Genomic DNA, 23,178 nt, shown 5'->3' with positions numbered 1-23,178 from the left:
TTGTAGTTGCCTGCATCCTGGAAGTGTTGTGCGGTTAGGGCAAGGCGCAAAGCGTGTAGGGCTTGTTCATGAAGTGTGTTCCGGTGGCGTTGCTGATGGCCCCATCGCGGGCAAGCCCGCTCCCACAATGATTTGTGTACGCCTGCCCATGTGGGAGCGGGCTTGCCCGCGATGAGGCCTGATCAGACAGTGAAAATCTCAGCCCTGCTGAAACATCTCTTTGGCCCGCTGCTCAATCTGCGCCTGGGTCAAATCCTCCTTGCGCGTGGCCAGAAACCACAGATGCCCATAGGGATCTTTCAAGGTCCCCGAGCGATCGCCATAAAACTGATCCTTGACCTCGGACACCACCGTGCCGCCGGCCGCAATCGCCTGTTTATAGGACTTGTCCACATCGTTCACATACAGATGCAGGCCCACAGACGGCGACTTGTCCGGGTTGCTCAACGGCCCCTGATCACACGGCGTGCCCAGCATGATCGGACAATCGCCAATCCTCAGCTCGGCATGCCCGATGCCACCATCCGGCATGGACAGGCGCATGACTTCGGTGGCACCAAAGGCTTTCTTGTAGAACTCGATGGCTTCGGCCGCTTTCTGAATGCCCAGATAAGGCGTGATGCTGTGATAGCCCTCTGGAATGGGTTTGACGCTCATGACGGTTCTCCCTTGTTGTTGTGAATTGAAGGTGTTCCTTCGCCGATTTCCGGTCGGATAACTATAGGTCAGCGCCTTTACTGCGACCGAGTGCCCGACGAGCAGCACCACTGTTCAGCGATCAGTAAACCTTCAAAATAAAGGTCATCGGCTGTGTTCACAAAGCCCGTGTGGGATCGGGCTTGCTCGCGAGGGGGCTCAATTCGTCCCCGGACCAGCCTTCGATTCCAGCAGCTGCGCCCCCGGCCCTTGCTCCCCGAGCACATCACCGAAGTTACGCAATGGACACGCCTCCATCGACAAACACCCGCACCCGATGCAGCCATTGAGCTTGTCCCGCAGCAACGTCAATTGATTGATTCGCTCATCCAGATCCCGGCTCCACTGCGCCGACATTACCTTCCAGTCCGCCGCCGTGGGCGCGCGGTTATCCGGCAAGGCTTGCAATGCCTCGCCAATCTCCGCCAACGGAATCCCCAAGCGCTGGGCCACCTTGATCAACGCCACCCGCCGCAACACTTCCCGTGGGTAACGCCGCTGGTTGCCCTGGTTGCGATTACTCTTGATCAGTCCCTTGGACTCATAAAAGTGCAGCGCCGTGACGGCTACGCCACTTCGCGCGGCCAGTTGGCCGACGGTGAGTTCCTTGTGCATGTTTTGCGCGGTGATCATTTAGAAAATGCCCCTTGACCTCTAGTTAAGTCGAGGTTTTACCCTGCAGGCCTTCGGATCGCAAGCTCCGGCATTCACGTAACTGGGGATTATTCATGCAGACGCCAGAGAAAAATCGCGGCTTTACCCAACTGATCGAATTCGAGATCGAACCCCATCAGCAACCCGCGCTCGTATCGGCCTTATCGAGACAGACTGAACGTCTGGCCCAGTGCAACAGCGGTTTTCTCAACGCCAGTATCCAGGCCAGCGAGGATGGCAGGCGTGTGCTCAACTACCTGCAATGGCAATCTCGCGAGGCGGGGGAGGCCGCGTTTCATAGCTTTGAAAGCGGCGAGCAGGATTTCTGGCAGTTGATTCGCGCGCACCGGGCGAAAGCCGTGACGTTCGGCTCGTTCCAGGTGTTGCACAGCCTGGAACGCAGCCACGACGACGCACTGCACTGCACTCTGGTGCATCAGGGGATAGGGGTCTAAATCGACAACTGCATCAAGCGCTCACCCTGCACGTTTTCCGTAGGCCTGCGCTTGTTCACCGCCAGCTCGCCGATCTTGATCAGGCGCGTGCGCGTGACGTTGCGGCTCAAGCCGAGCAGGGCGGCGGTGTGTACCTGGTTGTAATGGCTGAAGCGATAGGCGGCCCGCAACAAGGCGTCTTCGACTTTCTCGTGCAGCGCACCAGCCTGTTGCTCGAAGAGCTTTTGAAAGGCCCGGTCGAGCAAGGCTTCCGGTGAGTCGTCGACATTGGTGTGGTAATCGTCCTGACGCTCGATACGCATGTTCGACAAGCGCAGGTCATCGCGTTCGATCACACCGTTGCGGCAGATCAGCAGGGTGTGGTGAATGACGTTTTCCAGTTCGCGGATGTTGCCTGGCCAACTGTAGCTGCGCAGTTTCAGTTCGGCTTCTTTGCTGATGGTAACGGTGCCGTAGCCGAGACGCTGGCTGTAAGCTTCGACGAAGTGTCGGGTCAGCGGCAGGATGTCGCCGGGGCGGTCGCGCAGCGGGCTCAGCTCCAGGCTGACGACGTCGAGGCGGTAGTACAGGTCCTCGCGGAAATGCCCGGCGTTGATGGCTTTTTCCAGCTGCACGTTGGTCGCCGCCAGCACCCGCACATCGATGGGGATACTTTTGCGCGAGCCCAGGCGCACCACTTCGCGCTCCTGCAACACCCGCAGCAATTTGACCTGGATCGCCATCGGCAGATCGCCGATTTCGTCGAGGAACAAGGTGCCGCCGTCGGCCTCTTCGAACCAGCCGGCCTTGGCGCTCAGCGCGCCGGTGAACGCACCTTTCTCATGGCCGAACAGCTCCGCTTCCACCAGCGATTCGGAGAACGCACCGCAGTTCACCGCCACGAACGGTCGGTTGCGGCGGGCGCTGAGGTTGTGGATATGTCGCGCGACCAACTCCTTGCCGGTGCCGGTTTCGCCGATGATCAGCACGCTGGCTTCACTCGGCGCGACTTGTTGAATGTGGGCCAGCAAGGCTTGGGATTTTGGGTCTTCGAACACCTGTGCGGTAGCGCGGATCGAAGTGGCCAGAGCGGGCGAGGGTGGTAGGGTCAGAAGTTGCATTGGGCAGGCTCCAGCAATGGAAGGCTATGAATAAAAAGTCGGGATAGGCAGCGATTGATTCAACGCCCAATCGCCCAGTTCATGGAGTTTGTAATCCACCGGATCGTGCAGGGTTTGCGTGCGCAGGTTGCGCCAGTGACGGTCCAGTCGCAGGGAGGCGTGAGTCGAGCGTGCGCCGGTGACTTCGAACAATCGGCTACAGATGTCCAGGCCGTTGCGCGTTGCCGCGACCTTGGCAGTGGCGATGGCGGTGGCCAGGTGTCCGCGCTCTTCGGCGCTCAGACTCGGGCCTCTCGCCCATGCCTTGTCTAGCAACTCGGCGGCGCGTTCCATCAGCAAGCGAACGCCTTCGAGGGCGACCCAGAATTCGCCGTAGTGACCGAGCACATAAGGATCCTGACGCACATCCTGCGAACTGGATTTGTGCCACGCACGGGTTTCGGTCAGCGTGTATTGCCGCGCTTCTTCGAAGGCACCTTCGGCGATGCCGAGGAACATATGGGTAAACGTCAGCTGGGCAATCAACGGTCGCAGGCAGGCAAACGGTGTACTCAGGGGACCAGGGTCGAGGAGCAATTCCGATTCCTCGACCCGCACCCGTTCGAACGTCGCGCTGCCGCTGTCGGTCTGGCGCTGGCCCATGTTGTTCCAGTCGTTGTGCAAGGTAATGCCGCTGCGACCGCTGGGAATCGCGGCGATCAACAGTTTGCCGCCGGCGCTTTCATCCACCGCCGAGGCAATCAGCATTTCTGAATCGCTGGCGCCGGAGCAGAAACTTTTCTTGCCGGAAAACTCACGCCAGCCGCCAAGGTTTTTCACCACTGTGCGGGTGTCCAACGGGTTGAGGGCGTTGCCCCAGAACCAGTTTTTGCGCGCCGTCTGCTCGAACCAGGGTTGCCACTGTTCGGGCTTGGCGAACAGGCGCACGGTCGCGAGCATCAAGTGATGAAAACCGAAGACATGGGCAATCGAGCTGTCGACCTTGGCGAACTCGCGCACGATGCTCAGGGTGTCACTCCAGCTGGCGCCGAGGCCGCCGTACTGGGTCGGAATGCTTAACGCGAGCAGACCACTGTGGCGCAGCGCGTCACGCTCGGCCTTGGGCGTGCCGCCACGCTCGTCGCGCTCGACGGCGGTCAGGGCAAATCCGGCGGCCAGTTGGCGGGCAGTCTGCAAGGGTGATAACAGGGCGCTTTGCGGCTTGGCAGTCACGCGGGGTTCCTCATTACTGACGACATACGCTGATCGTTCCCACGCTCCGCGTGGGAATGCAGCCCGTGACGCTCCGCGTCACTGGACGCGGAGCGTCCCTAGAGGCATTCCCACGCCGAGCGTGGGAACGATCAGCAGGAGAGGTTTTCAAGCCGTTGCTTTGGTGGGCAGTACGTCATTGGCGATCATTTCGCCAAACGGCCCGGTGAGGTTGGTGACGCCACGTCCTGCCAGGCTCGCGTACGGCTCAGGCAGTAGCGGGAACACCAACTCGGCAAAGCGATACGCCTCTTCGAGGTGCGGGTAACCGGAGAAGATAAAACTCTCGATGCCCAGGTCCGCGTATTCCTTGATGCGCGCCGCCACTTGCTGCGGATCACCCACCAGCGCAGTCCCGGCACCGCCACGCACCAGGCCGACACCGGCCCACAGGTTGGGCGCGATTTCCAGGTTGTCACGACGTCCGTCATGCAGCGCCGCCATGCGCCGTTGGCCTTCGGAGTCGAATCGCGAAAAGGACTTCTGCGCAGCGGCGATGGTCTCGTCGCTGATGTGCTCGATCAGTTTGTCGGCGGCTTTCCAGGCTTCCTCGGCCGTCTCGCGAACGATCACGTGCAAGCGGATACCGAATTTCACCGTGCGACCGTTTCGGGTCGCCCGCTCACGCACATCGGCGATTTTTTCCGCCACCGCGGCCGGCGGCTCGCCCCAGGTCAGGTAGACGTCGACCTGCTCGGCGGCGAGTTCATGGGCCGCCTCCGAAGAGCCGCCGAAGTACAGCGGCGGATACGGTTTTTGCACCGGCGGATACAGTGCCTTGGCGTTCTGCACTTGCAGATGTTTGCCTTCGAAATCCACCGATTCGCCTTGCAGCACGCGGCGCCAGATCTGCAGGAACTCGTCGGTGACTTCATAGCGCTCGCTGTGATCGAGGAAGATCCCGTCACCGCGGTTTTCATCAGGATCGCCGCCGGTCACCACGTTGATCAGCAAACGTCCGTTGGACAGTCGATCCAGCGTGGCGGCCATGCGCGCCGAAACCGTTGGCGAGATGATCCCCGGACGGATCGCCACCAGATAACGCAGGCGTTCAGTCAGCGGCACCAACGCCGAGGCAATCACCCACGAATCCTCGCAGGAGCGCCCGGTCGGAATCAGTACGCCGTGGTAACCGAGGCTGTCAGCGGCCTGTGCCACTTGTTTGAGGTAATTGAGAGTGACCGGGCGGGCGCCCTGGGTTGTGCCCAGGTAATGACCGTCGCCGTGAGTCGGCAAAAACCAGAAAACATCCATGAAGAAATCCTTAAGCGATTTTCAGCAGATTTTTGGGGTGCACGCCAAACAACGGCGCGGCGCGTTCTGCAGCAAGGCGAATGCGGGCCTTCAAGGGCTCACTGGTTATTTGGTAATTGGAGAAATCGGCTTCGGTGGCATAGACGCCGATCGGCAAGGTCAAGGCCTGGAAGAAACTGAATAGAGGCCGCAACTGATGATCGAGCATCAGCGCATGACGCTCGCTGCCACCGGTGGCGGCCAGCAGCACGGGGGTGTCGATCAGCGCGTTGAGATCGATCAGGTCAAAGAGGTGCTTGAGCAGGCCAGGGTAGGAACCGCGATACACCGGCGCGGCCACGATCAGCAGGTCGGCGTTCTCAATAGATTGCAGTTCGGCCTCGATCTCGGCGCTCAGTTCCTGACGTGACGGGGCGGCGCCCAGTGGTCGGGCGATGTCGCCCAGTTCGATCAACGTGCTCTCGATCGGCAAATGTTCAGCCAGCTCGGCCAACAGTGCCTGAGTCAACACCAGGGTGCGGGACGGACGCCAGGTTCCGCCGGAGAGGGCAACGACTTTCAATGGGCGCGACATGATCAGTTCCTTTTTAAACAGTTGCTCTGCGAGCAGTGAGTAGTCACTGGGCTTGAGCAAGAGCTGTACCAATCCTTCAAAGCCCCGTTTTCCGGGGCTTGCAGCGTGTTGAACCGCAGGCACTGTTCAATTGTCGAGGCTGTTTGTTGAAACGCTGTTGCCTGACAAACAGTTGCCTGGACAACAGTTGCGCTGGCACTGACGTTGTTTATAAAGGCTGATCGTTATTCCGCAAAAGACCTTAAATTAATATTTATAGATCGTTTAAATATATAAAGTGCTGGAGCTGACTGGCATTAGTCGTAGTCGATAGCGACTATCGAGAGCGTTGATTTCTGCCCGTCGAGGAGGCCGGGTAGCCTGTGTTCATTGACCCGAACCCAGATGCCAGGACGCCCGACATGAAACCTCTGATCGCCACTTTCTTGATGCTCGCAGTCTCCGTTCTCGCCGGATGCGCCAGCCATGTTTCGCCGGAATTGCGGCCGTACACCGCCGAAGAAACCAGGGAATTGGCATTGGAAGACCTGAATCGCCGCGGTCTGTCCTTCGAGGAATACCACGCGAAAAAAGCTCAATTGCTCGGCCAGCCGCAGAAGTCGCTCAGTTTCGACAAACAAGGTGAAATGAACGCCGGGCGTGCTGTACAGCTTCACGGTCGCCCAAGCTGATCGAAAACTGTACCGCTTGAAGTTTTACCCAACTGTCCGTGGGTTTCCGTCGGGGCGTGCGATAGGGTCAATCTCTGACTGACCCCGATGGACTGCCGCTCATGACCCTCTCATTCGATCTGCTGCTGGGTTTCGCCCTGTTTGCACTTGTCACCTCGATTACGCCTGGCCCCAACAACACCATGTTGCTGGCATCCGGTGTGAACTTCGGCTTTAACCGCACCATTCCGCACATGCTGGGCATTACCTGCGGTTTCTTCGTGCTCGTCGTGGCGGTCGGCTTTGGCCTGGGTGCAGTTTTTCAAACCTATCCAATGCTCTATACGGTTCTGCGTTACGTCGGTGCCGCGTATTTGCTGTACCTGGCATGGAAGATCGCCCATTCCGGGCCGGTCTCGGAGAGTGAAAAGGGCGAGAGCCAGCCGATCAGCTATCTGGGCGCGGCGGCATTTCAGTGGGTCAACCCCAAGGCCTGGATCATGGCCATTGGCGCGATCAGCACCTACACGCCGATGCAGGGTTATTTCACCAACGTGATCGTGATTGCGGCGGTGTTCGCCTTGATCAACTTGCCGAGCGTGAGTGTCTGGGCCGGGTGTGGCACGTTATTGCGCAACGTGTTGAAGGATCGCCGCTGGTTGCGGCTGTTCAATTGGGGCATGGCCTTGCTGTTGGTGGCTTCGCTGTATCCGTTGTTGATTGAAGGCTTTAGCTGACGCATTGCTTCAACCGGTCGCCCGATGCCTGTTAAGCTCGACTTCAGGAGCGTTCCTACGCACTTTTAAATGAAGTTGTTCTTCTTTAACGGCCTCCGATCAGGTATTTCTAACGCTCTGAAATATCAGCGCAGCTCACAAGGCTGCGCTTTGCCGTTTCAGTGACGAGCTTCCTGATCCCGGAACACGCTCTGCGAGTCTTATATGAATAAACGTCCTCTGTATTTCGACTACGCCGCCACCACGCCGGTGGATGAGCGGGTCATCAAGGTCATGGTCGAGTGTCTGGGTTTCAACGGCAATTTCGGCAACCCGGCGTCCAGCTCCCATGCATTCGGCCAACAGGCCCGGCAAACGGTCGAGCACGCGCGGCTCCAGGTCGCCGAACTGGTAGGCGCCCAGGCTGAGCAGATCGTCTGGACTTCCGGTGCGACCGAATCCAACAACCTTGCACTCAAGGGCGTGTCCCAGGCGCGCGGCGTGTCCGGCGGCCACATCATCACCAGCCAGATTGAACACAAGGCGATTCTCGACACGGCGAAACAGCTACAAGACACGGGCGTCGCCGTGACCTATCTGGTGCCGGACGCCGAAGGGTTGATTACCCCGCAAGCGGTCAGCGAAGCGATGCGCGAAGACACCTTTCTGGTGTCGCTGATGCTGGTCAACAACGAGTTGGGCACGGTCAACGACATCGCCGCCATCGGCCAGGTGGTGCGTGATCGCGATGCGTTGTTTCATGTCGATGCAGCCCAGGGCGCGGGTAAAGTGGCGATCGATCTGGCCCGGTTGCCGGTCGACCTGATGTCGTTTTCGGCGCACAAGCTCTACGGCCCCAAAGGCATCGGCGCGCTGTATGTCGGCCCTCGCGCGCAGCAGCGCTTGCAGGCGCAGATTCACGGTGGCGGTCACGAGGGCGGTTTGCGTTCAGGCACCCTGGCGACTCACCAGATCGCCGCAATGGGCGTTGCATTCGCGTTGGCGGGCGCCTCGTTCGAAGATGAACAGGCCAAGATCGTGCGGCTGCGCGAACGCTTGCTTGATCAACTGCTGAGCATTCCCGGCGTTCGTCTGAATGGCAGCCCGACCCAGCGCATTCCCCATACTCTGAGCCTGACCTTCAACGAAGGCGAGTTCAATTCCGCGGTGTTGAGCCAATCGATCGCGTTTTCCGCGACCTCGGCCTGCAACTCGGCCAGTAATGCTCCGTCCCATGTGCTGCTGGCGCTGGGGCATGATGCCCGCGCGGCAGGTCGCACCATTCGCTTGAGTCTCGGCCGGTTCACCTCCGACCAGGACGTCGACCAGGCGGCACAACTGATTAAAGCGGCCTGCGCCAGTGCTCCGGCATTTTGGCAGTAGGGCCTGAAAGTGCCGGCGTTTGATCGGCACTCAACAATAATGATGCAGTGATGAGCAGGAGACACGATGAGTACGCAGCCTTCGATCAATGGATCGGTGCCCGAACGCCTGGCGCAAACCCGCGAACTGATGAGCCGGGAGGGTATACATGCCCTGCTGGTGCCGTCGGCCGATCCGCACTTGTCGGAATACCTGCCAGGCTATTGGCAAGGGCGGCAGTGGCTGTCGGGCTTTCATGGCTCGGTCGGCACACTGATCGTGACGCCGGATTTTGCCGGTGTCTGGGCCGACAGCCGTTACTGGGAACAAGCGACCAAGGAACTCAAAGGCAGCGGCATCGAGCTGGTCAAGCTGCAACCGGGCCAGCCCGGCCCGCTGGACTGGCTGGCCGAACAAACCCCTGAAGGTGGAGTGGTCGCGGTAGACGGTGCGGTGATGGCCGTGGCTTCGGCGCGTACGCTGGGTGGCAAGCTCGAAGAACGCGGCGCTCGCCTGCGCACCGACATCGACCTGTTGAGCGAAGTCTGGCGCGACCGTCCGACACTGCCGAACGAGCCGATTTATCAACACTTGCCACCTCAGGCGACTATCAGCCGTGGTGAAAAACTCGCGAAATTGCGTGAGGTCCTGAAAGACCGCGGTGCCGACTGGCACTTCATCGCTACCCTCGACGACATCGCCTGGTTGTTCAACCTGCGTGGTGGCGACGTGTCGTTCAACCCGGTGTTCGTTTCCTTCGCCTTGATCAGCCAGGACCAGGCCACCCTGTTCGTGGCCCTGAGCAAGGTCAATGCCGAACTGCGTGCTGTCCTCGAGCAGGATGGCGTGACCCTGCGCGACTATAGCGAAGTGGCAGCTGCCTTGAGTGCCGTGCCGAGCGGCGCGAGCCTGCAAGTCGATCCGGCGCGGGTAACGGCCGGTTTGCTGGATAACCTGAACAGCGGCGTGAAACTGGTCGAAGGCCTGAACCCGACCACCCTGGCCAAGTCGCAGAAGAGCCTGGCCGATGCCGAGCACATTCGCCAGGCCATGGAGCAGGACGGCGCAGCGCTGTGCGAATTCTTCGCCTGGCTGGACACGGCGTTGGGGCGTGAGCGCATCACCGAGTTGACCATCGATGAACACCTGACGGCCGCGCGTACCCGCCGTCCGGGATATGTGTCACTGAGTTTCAACACCATTGCCGCGTTCAACGCCAACGGCGCGATGCCGCACTACCACGCCACCGAGGAAGAACATGCGGTGATCGAGGGTGACGGCTTGTTGCTGATCGACTCCGGCGGTCAATACCTGGGTGGCACCACTGATATCACGCGGATGGTGCCGGTCGGTACGCCGACCGCCGAACAGAAACGCGACTGCACCCGGGTACTCAAAGGCGTGATTGCGCTGTCCCGTGCGCAATTTCCGCGTGGCATCCTCTCGCCGTTGCTCGATTCGATCGCCCGTGCGCCGATCTGGGCTGAAAGCGTTGATTACGGTCACGGCACCGGTCATGGCGTCGGCTATTTCCTTAACGTGCACGAAGGTCCGCAGGTCATCGCCTATCAGGCCGCTGCAGCACCGCAAACCGCAATGCAGCCGGGCATGATCACCTCCATCGAGCCAGGCACTTACCGCCCGGGTCGCTGGGGTGTGCGGATCGAGAACCTGGTGTTGAATCGCGAAGCCGGCAAAAGCGAATTCGGCGAGTTTCTGAAGTTCGAAACCCTGACCCTGTGCCCGATCGACACTCGCTGCCTGGAACCTTCGCTGCTGACGCCAGATGAAAAGCAGTGGTTCAACGCCTACCATGCCGAGGTGCGCGAGCGCTTGAGCCCGTTGCTTGATGGCGCGGCCCTTGAGTGGTTGAACACCCGTACCGCGGCTATTTGATCGCAGCCGTTCAGGCGCCCTTTCGCGGGCGCCTGATTATCGGGAGTTAACTCAGGGCTTCAAGGATGAAGTCCAGCCGATCCTGACCGAAGAACATCTGGTCACCGACAAACATGCTCGGTGCGCCAAACACGCCTCGCTGAACCGCTTTCTCGGTATTGTCCTTTAGAGCAACTTTGACTTCCTCATCGGTGGTGAGCGCCAACACCTGGTTTGGGTCGAAGCCGTTTTGCGTTAGTACTGCCGCGACAGTCGCCGGATCATTGAGATTTCGCCCCTCAACCCACAGCGCATTGAACAGGCAATCGATAAACGCCAGGAAGCGCTCGGGATGGCGCAGCTGCATGCCCATGACGGCGCGCATGAGCATCAGGGTATTGATGGGAAAATCAGCGGTGAACTTCAAAGGCACGCCGTAGCGTTTGGCGTAACGGTCCAGATCCTGAAACATGTAGCGACCCTTGGCCGGAATGGTTGCCGGTGAGGCGTTGCCGGTGGCTTTGAACACACCCCCCAGCAGCATCGGTGTGTAGATCAGCTGACTGTCGGTCTGCGCGCAGATTTTCGGCAGTTGGGTGTAGGCCAGGTAGGTGGCGGGGCTACCCAGATCGAAAAAGAACTCCACGGTTTTGCTCATGGTCGGTGCGCTCTGCTTATTGTTGTAGGGGAGGGCTTACCAGCGTTCATTCCAGGGGCGCAGATCCAGCTCGAACGTCCAGGCGTCCCGAGGCTGGCTGTGCAGATACCAATAATTCTCGGCGATGTGCTCGGGGTTGAGGATGCCATCTTCGTCCTTGGTCGCGTACTTCTCCGGAAAACTCTCGCGGATGAAGTCCGTATCGATGGCGCCGTCGACTATGACGTGAGCAACATGGATGTTCATCGGTCCCAGTTCGCGGGCCATGCTTTGGGCCAGTGCGCGAATGCCATGCTTGGCGCCGGCAAAAGCGGCAAAGCCGGCGGCGCCACGCATCCCGGCGGTGGCACCTGTGAACAGAATCGTACCTCGTTGCCGTTTGGCCATTCGCTTGGCGACTTCACGTGCATTGAGGAAACCTGAGAAGCAGGCCATTTCCCAGATCTTGAAATACTTGCGAGCGGTTTCTTCGAGGATGCTGCACGGCACGTTCGCGCCGATATTGAAAACGAATGCTTCGATGGGACCAATGCGGGTTTCGATCTCCTCGACCAGCGCAATCACATCGTCTTCCTTGCGCGCATCGCAGGCGAACCCGTGCGCATCACCGCCATTAGCCTTGATCGCATCGACCAACGGCTGGAGTTTGTCCGCGCTGCGGCGCGTGACACAGGCAATGTAGCCTTCCTGCGCAAAACGCTTGGCAATGGCGCCACCAGTAGCGTCACCCGCGCCGACAACCAGTACGACCTTCTTGTTATTCATGGGTTGATCCCTTTGATGAACGATCGTTAACTGAACGAACGTTATGCTACGATTTGGTAGGCGTCAAGGCGATCAATCCTGAGGGCAAGGCAATGCGTTACTCGGCCAGTCACAAGCTGGAAACCAAAGAAAAGCTGTTGCAGAGCAGCGCGGTGTCGGCGAAGAAGGCCGGTTTTTCGACCGTGGGCGTGGATGGCTTGATGAAGGCCATTGGCTTGAGTGGGGCGGCTTTCTATAGCCACTTTACGTCCAAGGACCAGTTGTTCGCGTCCATCGTCGAGCGTGAGCTGAGTCAGAGTCTCGAGCGATTAGGCGCTGATCAGGACTGCGACAAGCTCGAACGTTGCTTGAAGCAATACCTGAGCATGGCCCATGTCGAGCATCCTGAGTCCGGTTGCGCGTTACCGACATTGGGGGCCGAGATCGCCCGATCAGATGTTCTTGTGCGCGAGGAAGCGCAGGTCTGGATTTGTCGTTTGCAGGAGAGTTGGGCGAAGATCCTGCAAAGCGACAGTCTTGCCTGGGCCATTCTGTCGCAATGCGTCGGTGCGCTGGTCGTGGCGCGAATGCTGGCCTCGACGGATATTCAACGTACGGTGCTGCAATCCAGTCACGATGAGATTGGCCGCCAGATTGCCGGGCGGCATCAACCTATTTGCAAATGACGATCATGCTACGGCTGGTATAACCGGCAGGGTTGAGGCCGAACGGATAATCGCCAGGTTCTTCCACAGCATCCCCGGACTTGGCAATGACCTTGTAGCCCTTGGGTGCACACGAGTTGGCGGCGCTGGTGTAACACTTGTCCCAGGACGAGGATAGTCCGGAACAGTTGATATGTAGCCCTTTCTTGCCATGCTTGACTTGGGTTTTCGATGTCGCCGCACAGCCCGCAACTGCGAGCACGGCGATCAGTAGCAAAATTCGTTTCATTGCTGTCCTTATAGCGTTCCCGGATCTTGTGTCCGGGTCTGGCTGCATTCGCTTTCACTTTAAGCGTTCTGATATCCCTATCCTGAAAAATCCATGCCTGGCACTGGGTTGCGGGCCTAAACATGGCCTAATTGAGCGGTAAATACCAGACCTGCGTGAAATCCGGTATCAATCGGCGGCGACCGCAGTCTTGGCGGCGCTGCCCATGGTCATGGTCGCACCGACAGACGCCAGAATGATGCATATGATGGCCATCCACTGTGACAGTGAGAGGTATTCATGGAGGAACAGCAGGCCTGAGAGGGCGCCAAACGCAGGTTCGATGCTCATCAGGGTGCCGAAAGTCCGGGCTGGCATTCGGGTCAGCGCGACCATCTCCAGTGTGTAGGGCAGGGCGGTCGACAGAATGGCCACGCCGATGGCCACGGGGATCAGTGATGGAGTCAACAGGGCTGCGCCGGCATGGACGATACCGATAGGGGCGACGAACAACGCGGCGATCATCACGCCCAACGCAGCGGTCTGCACGCCGTTGTCCGCTCCGGCTTTCTGGCCGAACAGAATGTAAAGCGCCCAGCAGGCGCCTGCTCCCAAGGCATAAGCGGCGCCCATGAGATCAATTCCCGCGGTCGTTGCACCTGTCGGTATCAACAGCAGCAAGCCGACGGCTGCCAGGGCTATCCATAAGAAGTCGATCGCACGGCGTGAGGCATAGATTGCCACCGCCAACGGTCCGGTGAATTCAAGTGCGACGGCGATACCCAGGGGGACGGTGCGTAAGGACATATAGAAGAGGAAGTTCATGCCGCCCAATGCCATCCCGTAGACGATGACAGTGCGCAGGGATCTTGCGGTGAGCTTTGCCCGCCATGGGCGCAGCAAGACAAGCATGATCAGGCTGGCGAAGATCAGTCGCAGGGTCGTAGTCCCTTGGGCGCCGATGATCGGGAACATGCTCTTGGCCAGCGAGGCTCCGGACTGGATGGATGCCATGGCTATTAATAGCAGCCCGACCGAGAACAGGGTCGAAGCAAAGCTGCGAGGCTGGTCATTCATTGCGTGGCATCGTCCGAAGGAGTGAGGAAGTAATGTACGTTGGGCAATATACTGCGCATTCGCGACGGGCGCGTCTATATATAAGCAATGATTTCGACGATCCTGATAGAAAAGCAAAATCAGGGGTTGACGGCAGATTCTGGAAGTCTATAATTCGCCCCACTTCCGGCGCAGTCGAAACGGAAAACTCCTTGGTAAACAAAGAGTTACGCAGTTTTCGACAGCGAGTTGCTTCAGGTCATCGAAGCCCAGAAGGAGTCGGTAAGGCAGGCGGGTTTGGCCTTATGGACGTTTCGATCTTCTCGGTCGAAAGCGGAGAAAAAGAGGTGTTGACAGCAGCGAGTAACGCTGTAGAATTCGCCTCCCGCTAACGAGAGATCGGAAGCGCAAGTGGTTGAAGTTGCAAAGGAAACTTTGAAAACTTCTGAAAATAACCGCTTGACAGCAACAGAGGCTGCTGTAGAATGCGCGCCTCGGTTGAGACGAAAGATCTTAACCAACCGCTCTTTAACAACTGAATCAAGCAATTCGTGTGGGTGCTTGTGGAGTCAGACTGATAGTCAACAAGATTATCAGCATCACAAGTTACTCCGCGAGAAATCAAAGATGTAACCAACGATTGCTGAGCCAAGTTTAGGGTTTCTTAAAAACCCAAAGATGTTTGAACTGAAGAGTTTGATCATGGCTCAGATTGAACGCTGGCGGCAGGCCTAACACATGCAAGTCGAGCGGTAGAGAGAAGCTTGCTTCTCTTGAGAGCGGCGGACGGGTGAGTAATGCCTAGGAATCTGCCTGGTAGTGGGGGATAACGCTCGGAAACGGACGCTAATACCGCATACGTCCTACGGGAGAAAGCAGGGGACCTTCGGGCCTTGCGCTATCAGATGAGCCTAGGTCGGATTAGCTAGTTGGTGAGGTAATGGCTCACCAAGGCGACGATCCGTAACTGGTCTGAGAGGATGATCAGTCACACTGGAACTGAGACACGGTCCAGACTCCTACGGGAGGCAGCAGTGGGGAATATTGGACAATGGGCGAAAGCCTGATCCAGCCATGCCGCGTGTGTGAAGAAGGTCTTCGGATTGTAAAGCACTTTAAGTTGGGAGGAAGGGCAGTTACCTAATACGTATCTGTTTTGACGTTACCGACAGAATAAGCACCGGCTAACTCTGTGCCAGCAGCCGCGGTAATACAGAGGGTGCAAGCGTTAATCGGAATTACTGGGCGTAAAGCGCGCGTAGGTGGTTTGTTAAGTTGGATGTGAAATCCCCGGGCTCAACCTGGGAACTGCATTCAAAACTGACAAGCTAGAGTATGGTAGAGGGTGGTGGAATTTCCTGTGTAGCGGTGAAATGCGTAGATATAGGAAGGAACACCAGTGGCGAAGGCGACCACCTGGACTGATACTGACACTGAGGTGCGAAAGCGTGGGGAGCAAACAGGATTAGATACCCTGGTAGTCCACGCCGTAAACGATGTCAACTAGCCGTTGGGAGCCTTGAGCTCTTAGTGGCGCAGCTAACGCATTAAGTTGACCGCCTGGGGAGTACGGCCGCAAGGTTAAAACTCAAATGAATTGACGGGGGCCCGCACAAGCGGTGGAGCATGTGGTTTAATTCGAAGCAACGCGAAGAACCTTACCAGGCCTTGACATCCAATGAACTTTCCAGAGATGGATGGGTGCCTTCGGGAACATTGAGACAGGTGCTGCATGGCTGTCGTCAGCTCGTGTCGTGAGATGTTGGGTTAAGTCCCGTAACGAGCGCAACCCTTGTCCTTAGTTACCAGCACGTTATGGTGGGCACTCTAAGGAGACTGCCGGTGACAAACCGGAGGAAGGTGGGGATGACGTCAAGTCATCATGGCCCTTACGGCCTGGGCTACACACGTGCTACAATGGTCGGTACAGAGGGTTGCCAAGCCGCGAGGTGGAGCTAATCCCAGAAAACCGATCGTAGTCCGGATCGCAGTCTGCAACTCGACTGCGTGAAGTCGGAATCGCTAGTAATCGCGAATCAGAATGTCGCGGTGAATACGTTCCCGGGCCTTGTACACACCGCCCGTCACACCATGGGAGTGGGTTGCACCAGAAGTAGCTAGTCTAACCTTCGGGAGGACGGTTACCACGGTGTGATTCATGACTGGGGTGAAGTCGTAACAAGGTAGCCGTAGGGGAACCTGCGGCTGGATCACCTCCTTAATCGACGACATCAGCTGCTCCATAAGTTCCCACACGAATTGCTTGATTCATTGAAGAAGACGATAAGAAGCAGCCCGAAATTGGGTCTGTAGCTCAGTTGGTTAGAGCGCACCCCTGATAAGGGTGAGGTCGGCAGTTCGAATCTGCCCAGACCCACCAATTTTTGTGTGGGAACCTGTAGCAATACGGGGCCATAGCTCAGCTGGGAGAGCGCCTGCCTTGCACGCAGGAGGTCAACGGTTCGATCCCGTTTGGCTCCACCACTCACTGCTTCTGTTTGTTGAAAGCTTAGAAATGAGCATTCCATCGTGATGATGGTGAATGTTGATTTCTAGTCTTTGGCTAGATCGTTCTTTAAAAATTTGGGTATGTGATAGAAAGATAGACTGGACGTTACTTTCACTGGTAACGGATCAGGCTAAGGTAAAATTTGTGAGTTGCTCTTAATTGAGTATTATCGAATTTTCGGCGAATGTCGTCTTCACAGTATAACCAGATTGCTTGGGGTTATATGGTCAAGTGAAGAAGCGCATACGGTGGATGCCTTGGCAGTCAGAGGCGATGAAAGACGTGGTAGCCTGCGAAAAGCTTCGGGGAGTCGGCAAACAGACTTTGATCCGGAGATGTCTGAATGGGGGAACCCACCTAACATAAGTTAGGTATCTTAAGCTGAATACATAGGCTTAAGAAGCGAACCAGGGGAACTGAAACATCTAAGTACCCTGAGGAAAAGAAATCAACCGAGATTCCCTTAGTAGTGGCGAGCGAACGGGGACTAGCCCTTAAGTGGCTTTGAGATTAGCGGAACGTTCTGGAAAGTACGGCCATAGTGGGTGATAGCCCTGTACGCGAAAATCTCTTAGTCATGAAATCGAGTAGGACGGAGCACGAGAAACTTTGTCTGAATATGGGGGACCATCCTCCAAGGCTAAATACTACTGACTGACCGATAGTGAACTAGTACCGTGAGGGAAAGGCGAAAAGAACCCCGGAGAGGGGAGTGAAATAGATCCTGAAACCGTATGCGTACAAGCAGTGGGAGCCCACTTTGTTGGGTGACTGCGTACCTTTTGTATAATGGGTCAGCGACTTATTTTCAGTGGCGAGCTTAACCGAATAGGGGAGGCGTAGCGAAAGCGAGTCTTAATAGGGCGTCTAGTCGCTGGGAATAGACCCGAAACCGGGCGATCTATCCATGGGCAGGTTGAAGGTTGGGTAACACTAACTGGAGGACCGAACCGACTACCGTTGAAAAGTTAGCGGATGACCTGTGGATCGGAGTGAAAGGCTAATCAAGCTCGGAGATAGCTGGTTCTCCTCGAAAGCTATTTAGGTAGCGCCTCATGTATCACTGTAGGGGGTAGAGCACTGTTTCGGCTAGGGGGTCATCCCGACTTACCAAACCGATGCAAACTCCGAATACCTACAAGTGCCGAGCATGGGAGACACACGGCGGGTGCTAACGTCCGTCGTGAAAAGGGAAACAACCCAGACCGTCAGCTAAGGTCCCAAAGTTATGGTTAAGTGGGAAACGATGTGGGAAGGCTTAGACAGCTAGGAGGTTGGCTTAGAAGCAGCCACCCTTTAAAGAAAGCGTAATAGCTCACTAGTCGAGTCGGCCTGCGCGGAAGATGTAACGGGGCTCAAACCATACACCGAAGCTACGGGTATCACTTAGGTGATGCGGTAGAGGAGCGTTCTGTAAGCCTGTGAAGGTGAGTTGAGAAGCTTGCTGGAGGTATCAGAAGTGCGAATGCTGACATGAGTAACGACAATGGGTGTGAAAAACACCCACGCCGAAAGACCAAGGTTTCCTGCGCAACGTTAATCGACGCAGGGTTAGTCGGTCCCTAAGGCGAGGCTGAAAAGCGTAGTCGATGGAAAACAGGTTAATATTCCTGTACTTCTGGTTATTGCGATGGAGGGACGGAGAAGGCTAGGCCAGCTTGGCGTTGGTTGTCCAAGTTTAAGGTGGTAGGCTGGAATCTTAGGTAAATCCGGGATTCTAAGGCCGAGAGCTGATGACGAGTGTTCTTTTAGAACACGAAGTGGTTGATGCCATGCTTCCAAGAAAAGCTTCTAAGCTTCAGGTAACCAGGAACCGTACCCCAAACCGACACAGGTGGTTGGGTAGAGAATACCAAGGCGCTTGAGAGAACTCGGGTGAAGGAACTAGGCAAAATGGCACCGTAACTTCGGGAGAAGGTGCGCCGGTGAGGGTGAAGCATTTACTGCGTAAGCCCATGCCGGTCGAAGATACCAGGCCGCTGCGACTGTTTATTAAAAACACAGCACTCTGCAAACACGAAAGTGGACGTATAGGGTGTGACGCCTGCCCGGTGCCGGAAGGTTAATTGATGGGGTTAGCTAACGCGAAGCTCTTGATCGAAGCCCCGGTAAACGGCGGCCGTAACTATAACGGTCCTAAGGTAGCGAAATTCCTTGTCGGGTAAGTTCCGACCTGCACGAATGGCGTAACGATGGCGGCGCTGTCTCCACCCGAGACTCAGTGAAATTGAAATCGCTGTGAAGATGCAGTGTATCCGCGGCTAGACGGAAAGACCCCGTGAACCTTTACTATAGCTTTGCACTGGACTTTGAATTTGCTTGTGTAGGATAGGTGGGAGGCTTTGAAGCGTGGACGCCAGTTCGCGTGGAGCCAACCTTGAAATACCACCCTGGCAACTTTGAGGTTCTAACTCAGGTCCGTTATCCGGATCGAGGACAGTGTATGGTGGGTAGTTTGACTGGGGCGGTCTCCTCCTAAAGAGTAACGGAGGAGTACGAAGGTGCGCTCAGACCGGTCGGAAATCGGTCGTAGAGTATAAAGGCAAAAGCGCGCTTGACTGCGAGACAGACACGTCGAGCAGGTACGAAAGTAGGTCTTAGTGATCCGGTGGTTCTGTATGGAAGGGCCATCGCTCAACGGATAAAAGGTACTCCGGGGATAACAGGCTGATACCGCCCAAGAGTTCATATCGACGGCGGTGTTTGGCACCTCGATGTCGGCTCATCACATCCTGGGGCTGAAGCCGGTCCCAAGGGTATGGCTGTTCGCCATTTAAAGTGGTACGCGAGCTGGGTTTAGAACGTCGTGAGACAGTTCGGTCCCTATCTGCCGTGGACGTTTGAGATTTGAGAGGGGCTGCTCCTAGTACGAGAGGACCGGAGTGGACGAACCTCTGGTGTTCCGGTTGTCACGCCAGTGGCATTGCCGGGTAGCTATGTTCGGAATAGATAACCGCTGAAAGCATCTAAGCGGGAAACTAGCCTCAAGATGAGATCTCACTGGGACCTTGAGTCCCCTGAAGGGCCGTCGAAGACTACGACGTTGATAGGTTGGGTGTGTAAGCGCTGTGAGGCGTTGAGCTAACCAATACTAATTGCCCGTGAGGCTTGACCATATAACACCCAAGCAATTTGCTGACCTGAGAAGGCACCAGATTGCGGTGTGTGAAGACGAAACGAACCGAAAGTTCGAGAAGACTCGCAAAACACCGACAGCTATCACATACCCATTCGCTGGAGCGTGACCTCGCAAGAGAGCACGAGCTGGCTACCGAATTTCTTGACGACCATAGAGCATTGGAACCACCTGATCCCATCCCGAACTCAGCAGTGAAACGATGCATCGCCGATGGTAGTGTGGGGTTTCCCCATGTGAGAGTAGGTCATCGTCAAGATTAAATTCCGAAACCCCTATCTGCGTATGCAGGTAGGGGTTTTGTTTTGCCCGCAGGAAAGTGCGGCGAAGGGAAGGGCAGCCTTGAGGCTGCCCATGGATCCCCCGCCACTTAATGAAACTTCGGCAGAACGTGCTCGGCGATTTCTTCAATCACTTCTGCCACAGGGCGTTCGCTACGACGCAAGTGCAAGCCAACGTGTTGTACACCTGCCTCGCGCAATGCCTGAAGCTCATCGATCAAGGCCAACCGTCCGCAGCTTCCACCGAAGCGCACGCGCCGCATGGGGGCATGAGGATTCGCTGCCAGGTCCAGGTGTACGAAGCTGATATAGGGTTTGTCGCCCCCAACTTCCCGCCACAACCCCACTCGCCGACGATGCTCATCGGGCGTGCCAGGGTAGGCAAGCCAGCCATCCATGTGTTCACCGATCCAGGCGGGTGATTGCTGACCCAGGCCTGCCACCAGTAACGGTGCAGACTGCTTGCGCTCTGGAAGCAGACGAGCCCCCTCAGGTAAACGACCTTCGCCCTGGCTGCGTATCAATTCAACCGTGTCGCGAAAGACCTCCCCTCGCTGAGCGTAATCCACCCCAAACAACGGGTATTCCATCGGTCGGTCACCACTGGCGACTCCCAATAGCAAACGTCCATCACTCAACTCATCAACACTGTTTGCGGCTTTGAGGGTTAGCCAAGGTTGACGCAATGGCAGCACCACCGCCGCGGTACCCAGCATGATGTGTTCTGTAATTCCGGCGAGATACCCAAGGTAGGAAAAGGTCTCGAAGACCTGTGCCGCATCGCCAAAGTCAGGGTCGTAAATCGGCACATCGCGCACCCATAGGGCTCGAAAACCTGCTTTGTCAGCCAGGCGAGCCATCGTGGCGTGCTGCTTTAAATCGGGAACACCGAAGGGACGATTATCAGCCATCCGACTGCGCTGCCCATCACTGGACCAATCATTATCCAGTGGGAGTTCAAGCCCAATGGAAAATCCGTTCGAGCCAAGTAGACGTTGAAAGCGTGGATGCATGAAAAGACTCCCAAAACATAAATGGAATGACATGCACCCAGTATCTATAGGCGGATCAGCAAGAAAAATGCATGAATCGGAATATCAGTCTTGAACAAAACGCACGAGTCGGCGCAACACCGACTGTCGTTTTGACCTGTGAAGGACAACCCTTATAGGAAATCGCACTAAAGTGACCGTATGGTTTTTGGTATGGTGCAGCTCGTTTTTTAACGGACTGATTTCAGGCCCACGGATCGGCGCCCTTTTTATCGTCATAGAGTTGCTACAGAAATGCCTGAACCCATACCCATCAAGGACCACGAAAAAGAGAAGCATCTGGTCAACAAACGGTTGATCGCCTGCGCCTTGTTCGTCGTCGCCATATCCTGCGCACTCGTGGTGCGCATGTATGTGTTGCAGGTGGTCGAGTTCGACTATCACTCCACCATCTCCGAAAACAACCGTGTCCATGTGTTGCCAATCACCCCTACGCGAGGGCTGATTTTCGACCGCAACGGTGTCGTCCTCGCAGACAACCGTCCCAGCTTCAACCTGACCATCACCCGCGAACGCGCCACCGATGTCAAAGAAGAACTGGATGAAGTGGTCAACCTCCTGCAGCTTCCAGCGGAAGACCGGACACTGTTCGACAAGGCCATGAAGCAGGCGCGTCACCCGTTCGTGCCGGTCACCCTGTTCTACGAGCTCAGTGAACAGCAAATCGCTGTACTCGCGGTCAACGAGTTCCGTTTGCCGGGGATCGATGTCGAGCCACAATTCGTCCGCCATTACCCGATGGGCGCGCACTTCGCCCATTCGATCGGCTATGTAGGTCGCATCAACGAAAAAGAATCCAAGACCCTCGATAACGTTGAATACCGTGGCTCCCAGTCCATCGGTAAAACCGGTATCGAAAAGTTCTACGAGTCAGAGCTGCACGGTCACGTCGGCTACGAAGAGGTTGAAACCAACGCCCAGGGCCGCGTATTGCGAGTGCTCAAGCACACCGATCCGATCCCTGGCAAAAACATCGTGCTGAGCCTGGACGTCAAACTTCAGGAGGCGGCCGAGGAGGCATTGGGGGATCGTCGCGGTTCAGTGGTCGCGCTCGATCCATCGACCGGCGAAGTATTGGCCATGGTCAGCAAGCCGAGTTTCGATCCGAACATGTTCGTGACGGGCATCAGCTTCAAGGAATACGCAGCACTGCACGATTCCATCGACCGGCCGCTGTTCAACCGCGTGCTGCGCGGCCTCTACGCACCAGGTTCGACCATCAAGCCTGAAGTGGCAATTGCGGGCCTCGATGCCGGTGTCGTGACCCCGCAGACTCGTGTCTTCGATCCCGGTTACTACCAGCTCCCGGACTTCGATCACAAATACCGCAACTGGAACCACAGCGGTGACGGTTGGGTGGACATGGACGCGGCGATCATGCGCTCCAACGACACCTACTTCTATGACCTGGCGCACAAGCTGGGCATCGATCGCCTGCATGATTACATGGCGATGTTCGGCCTCGGCGAGAAGGTCTCGCTGGACATGTTCGAAGAGTCTGCCGGCTTGATGCCGTCCCAGGCCTGGAAGCGTGCCACGCGCCGACAGCCGTGGTTCCCCGGTGAGACCGTCATCCTCGGCATCGGTCAGGGCTATATGCAGGTCACACCGCTGCAACTCGCCCAAGCCACTGCGCTGATTGCCAACAAAGGCATCTGGAACCGGCCGCACCTGGCCAAGACCGTGGATGGTGTGGCGCCCGTGGACGAGCATCCGATGCCGAACATCATGCTCAAGGATCCGCGTGACTGGGAGCAGGTCAACCACGGCATGCAGTTGGTGATGCATGACCCTCGAGGGATTGCCCGAGCGGCAGCGCTGGGCGCTCAGTACCGCATCGCCGGCAAAAGCGGGACCGCGCAGGTGGTGGCGATCAAACAAGGCGAGCGCTACAACCGGGCGAAAACCCTGGAGCGTAACCGCGACAACGCCTTGTTCGTCGGTTTCGCCCCGGCCGAACACCCCAAGATCGTTATTTCGGTGATGATCGAAAACGGTGAGGCCGGTGGCCGGGTCGCCGGCCCGGTGGTCAGGCAGATCATGGACGCCTGGCTACTTGATCAGGACGGCCACCTCAAGCCGCAGTACGCCACGCCAGCCAAACCGCCGGGCGACCCTCACGTCTAAGTGATCAAAGCTTCACAGCACAGGCTCACGGATGCTGAGCATGTGCTGGAAGCTTTCGTCGACCGAGTTCAAACGCAGATTTGTGAACGACGCAA

At 57.1% G+C, this 23,178-nt stretch carries 18 protein-coding genes, 2 tRNA genes and 3 rRNA genes; 12 read left to right on the top strand and 11 right to left on the bottom strand.

Annotation, left to right across the window (positions count from 1 at the left end):
- Nucleotides 1-198 precede the first annotated feature (198 nt).
- Both K5K95_RS32310 and soxR read right to left on the bottom strand, forming a co-directional pair.
- Nucleotides 199-657, bottom strand: a complete 459-nt coding sequence (locus K5K95_RS32310; protein WP_222587816.1) for a VOC family protein — start codon at nucleotides 655-657, stop codon at nucleotides 199-201.
- Between the two features lie 198 nt (nucleotides 658-855).
- Complete coding sequence (gene soxR / locus K5K95_RS32305) at nucleotides 856-1,329, bottom strand: redox-sensitive transcriptional activator SoxR (protein WP_222587815.1); 474 nt, start codon at nucleotides 1,327-1,329, stop codon at nucleotides 856-858.
- Nucleotides 1,330-1,424: 95 nt separating this feature from the next.
- Here soxR and K5K95_RS32300 point away from each other — a divergent pair, with 95 nt between their 5' ends.
- A complete protein-coding gene (locus K5K95_RS32300) occupies nucleotides 1,425-1,805 on the top strand; it encodes an antibiotic biosynthesis monooxygenase (protein ID WP_222587814.1) in 381 nt (126 codons plus the stop codon).
- Here the strand turns inward: K5K95_RS32300 and K5K95_RS32295 are convergent.
- The 4 genes from K5K95_RS32295 to msuE form a co-directional block, all read right to left on the bottom strand.
- Nucleotides 1,802-2,905, bottom strand: coding sequence for a sigma-54 interaction domain-containing protein (locus K5K95_RS32295; protein WP_222587813.1), 1,104 nt, complete (start codon nucleotides 2,903-2,905; stop codon nucleotides 1,802-1,804). The two genes, K5K95_RS32300 and K5K95_RS32295, sit on opposite strands and share 4 nt — an antisense overlap.
- 24 nt (nucleotides 2,906-2,929) lie before the next feature.
- Nucleotides 2,930-4,117 (bottom strand): acyl-CoA dehydrogenase family protein, encoded by a 1,188-nt coding sequence (locus K5K95_RS32290; protein WP_222587812.1) that lies wholly within the window; start codon nucleotides 4,115-4,117, stop codon nucleotides 2,930-2,932.
- A 147-nt stretch (nucleotides 4,118-4,264) separates the two neighbouring features.
- A complete protein-coding gene (gene ssuD, locus K5K95_RS32285; protein ID WP_222587811.1) occupies nucleotides 4,265-5,410 on the bottom strand; it encodes an FMNH2-dependent alkanesulfonate monooxygenase in 1,146 nt (381 codons plus the stop codon).
- A gap of 10 nt (nucleotides 5,411-5,420) precedes the next feature.
- Nucleotides 5,421-5,984, bottom strand: a complete 564-nt coding sequence (gene msuE, locus K5K95_RS32280; protein WP_222587810.1) for an FMN reductase — start codon at nucleotides 5,982-5,984, stop codon at nucleotides 5,421-5,423.
- 401 nt (nucleotides 5,985-6,385) lie between these two features.
- Between msuE and K5K95_RS32275 the strand changes: the two genes are divergently transcribed.
- From K5K95_RS32275 to K5K95_RS32260, 4 genes are all read left to right on the top strand, one after another.
- A complete protein-coding gene (locus K5K95_RS32275) occupies nucleotides 6,386-6,655 on the top strand; it encodes a hypothetical protein (protein ID WP_222587809.1) in 270 nt (89 codons plus the stop codon).
- 101 nt (nucleotides 6,656-6,756) lie between these two features.
- Nucleotides 6,757-7,371, top strand: a complete 615-nt coding sequence (locus tag K5K95_RS32270) for a LysE family translocator (protein WP_222587808.1) — start codon at nucleotides 6,757-6,759, stop codon at nucleotides 7,369-7,371.
- A gap of 204 nt (nucleotides 7,372-7,575) precedes the next feature.
- A complete protein-coding gene (locus K5K95_RS32265; RefSeq protein WP_222587807.1) occupies nucleotides 7,576-8,733 on the top strand; it encodes a cysteine desulfurase family protein in 1,158 nt (385 codons plus the stop codon).
- 66 nt (nucleotides 8,734-8,799) lie between these two features.
- The gene (locus K5K95_RS32260) at nucleotides 8,800-10,608 is read left to right on the top strand and encodes an aminopeptidase P family protein (protein WP_222587806.1); all 1,809 of its coding nucleotides are present in this window, start codon (nucleotides 8,800-8,802) and stop codon (nucleotides 10,606-10,608) included.
- A 46-nt stretch (nucleotides 10,609-10,654) separates the two neighbouring features.
- Here the strand turns inward: K5K95_RS32260 and K5K95_RS32255 are convergent, their stop codons facing one another.
- Entirely contained in the window at nucleotides 10,655-11,245 is a 591-nt protein-coding gene (locus K5K95_RS32255) for a 2-hydroxychromene-2-carboxylate isomerase (protein ID WP_222587805.1), read from the bottom strand.
- A gap of 36 nt (nucleotides 11,246-11,281) precedes the next feature.
- Nucleotides 11,282-12,010 (bottom strand): SDR family oxidoreductase, encoded by a 729-nt coding sequence (locus K5K95_RS32250; RefSeq protein WP_222587804.1) that lies wholly within the window; start codon nucleotides 12,008-12,010, stop codon nucleotides 11,282-11,284.
- 92 nt (nucleotides 12,011-12,102) lie between these two features.
- On the opposite strand from K5K95_RS32250, the gene K5K95_RS32245 reads away from it, so the two are divergent.
- Entirely contained in the window at nucleotides 12,103-12,675 is a 573-nt protein-coding gene (locus tag K5K95_RS32245) for a TetR/AcrR family transcriptional regulator (protein ID WP_208669249.1), read from the top strand.
- Here the strand turns inward: K5K95_RS32245 and K5K95_RS32240 are convergent.
- On the bottom strand, nucleotides 12,662-12,943 hold the full coding sequence (locus K5K95_RS32240; RefSeq protein WP_222587803.1) for a hypothetical protein: 282 nt from the start codon (nucleotides 12,941-12,943) through the stop codon (nucleotides 12,662-12,664). The genes K5K95_RS32245 and K5K95_RS32240 overlap by 14 nt on opposite strands.
- Before the next feature lie 168 nt (nucleotides 12,944-13,111).
- Nucleotides 13,112-13,999: a threonine/homoserine exporter RhtA gene (rhtA, locus tag K5K95_RS32235; RefSeq protein WP_222587802.1), complete on the bottom strand. Its 888-nt coding sequence runs from the start codon at nucleotides 13,997-13,999 to the stop codon at nucleotides 13,112-13,114.
- Between the two features lie 663 nt (nucleotides 14,000-14,662).
- Between rhtA and K5K95_RS32230 the strand changes: the two genes are divergently transcribed.
- The 5 genes from K5K95_RS32230 (at nucleotide 14,663) to rrf (ending at nucleotide 19,882) form a co-directional block, all read left to right on the top strand.
- Nucleotides 14,663-16,199 (top strand): 16S ribosomal RNA (locus K5K95_RS32230).
- 82 nt (nucleotides 16,200-16,281) lie between these two features.
- A tRNA-Ile gene (locus K5K95_RS32225) sits at nucleotides 16,282-16,358 on the top strand.
- A gap of 28 nt (nucleotides 16,359-16,386) precedes the next feature.
- Nucleotides 16,387-16,462, top strand: a tRNA-Ala gene (locus tag K5K95_RS32220).
- A gap of 250 nt (nucleotides 16,463-16,712) precedes the next feature.
- Nucleotides 16,713-19,603 (top strand): 23S ribosomal RNA (locus tag K5K95_RS32215).
- A 163-nt stretch (nucleotides 19,604-19,766) separates the two neighbouring features.
- A 5S ribosomal RNA gene (gene rrf / locus K5K95_RS32210) occupies nucleotides 19,767-19,882 on the top strand.
- Together the 16S, 23S and 5S rRNA genes with 2 tRNA genes alongside form the textbook arrangement of a ribosomal RNA operon.
- A 111-nt stretch (nucleotides 19,883-19,993) precedes the next feature.
- On the opposite strand, the gene K5K95_RS32205 is transcribed toward rrf, so the two are convergent.
- Nucleotides 19,994-20,917 carry a TIGR03571 family LLM class oxidoreductase gene (locus K5K95_RS32205; protein ID WP_222590493.1) on the bottom strand — a complete coding sequence of 308 codons (924 nt, stop codon included), beginning with the start codon at nucleotides 20,915-20,917 and terminating at the stop codon, nucleotides 19,994-19,996.
- Nucleotides 20,918-21,190: 273 nt separating this feature from the next.
- Between K5K95_RS32205 and mrdA the strand changes: the two genes are divergently transcribed.
- A complete protein-coding gene (gene mrdA / locus K5K95_RS32200; protein WP_222587801.1) occupies nucleotides 21,191-23,083 on the top strand; it encodes a penicillin-binding protein 2 in 1,893 nt (630 codons plus the stop codon).
- The last annotated feature ends 95 nt before the right edge of the window (nucleotides 23,084-23,178 follow it).

This window comes from Pseudomonas sp. DR48, assembly GCF_019823085.1.
Classification (GTDB): Bacteria; Pseudomonadota; Gammaproteobacteria; order Pseudomonadales; family Pseudomonadaceae; genus Aquipseudomonas.
Note: the sequence above shows the minus strand (reverse complement) of the source record. Positions and strands in the feature narration are given on the sequence as shown.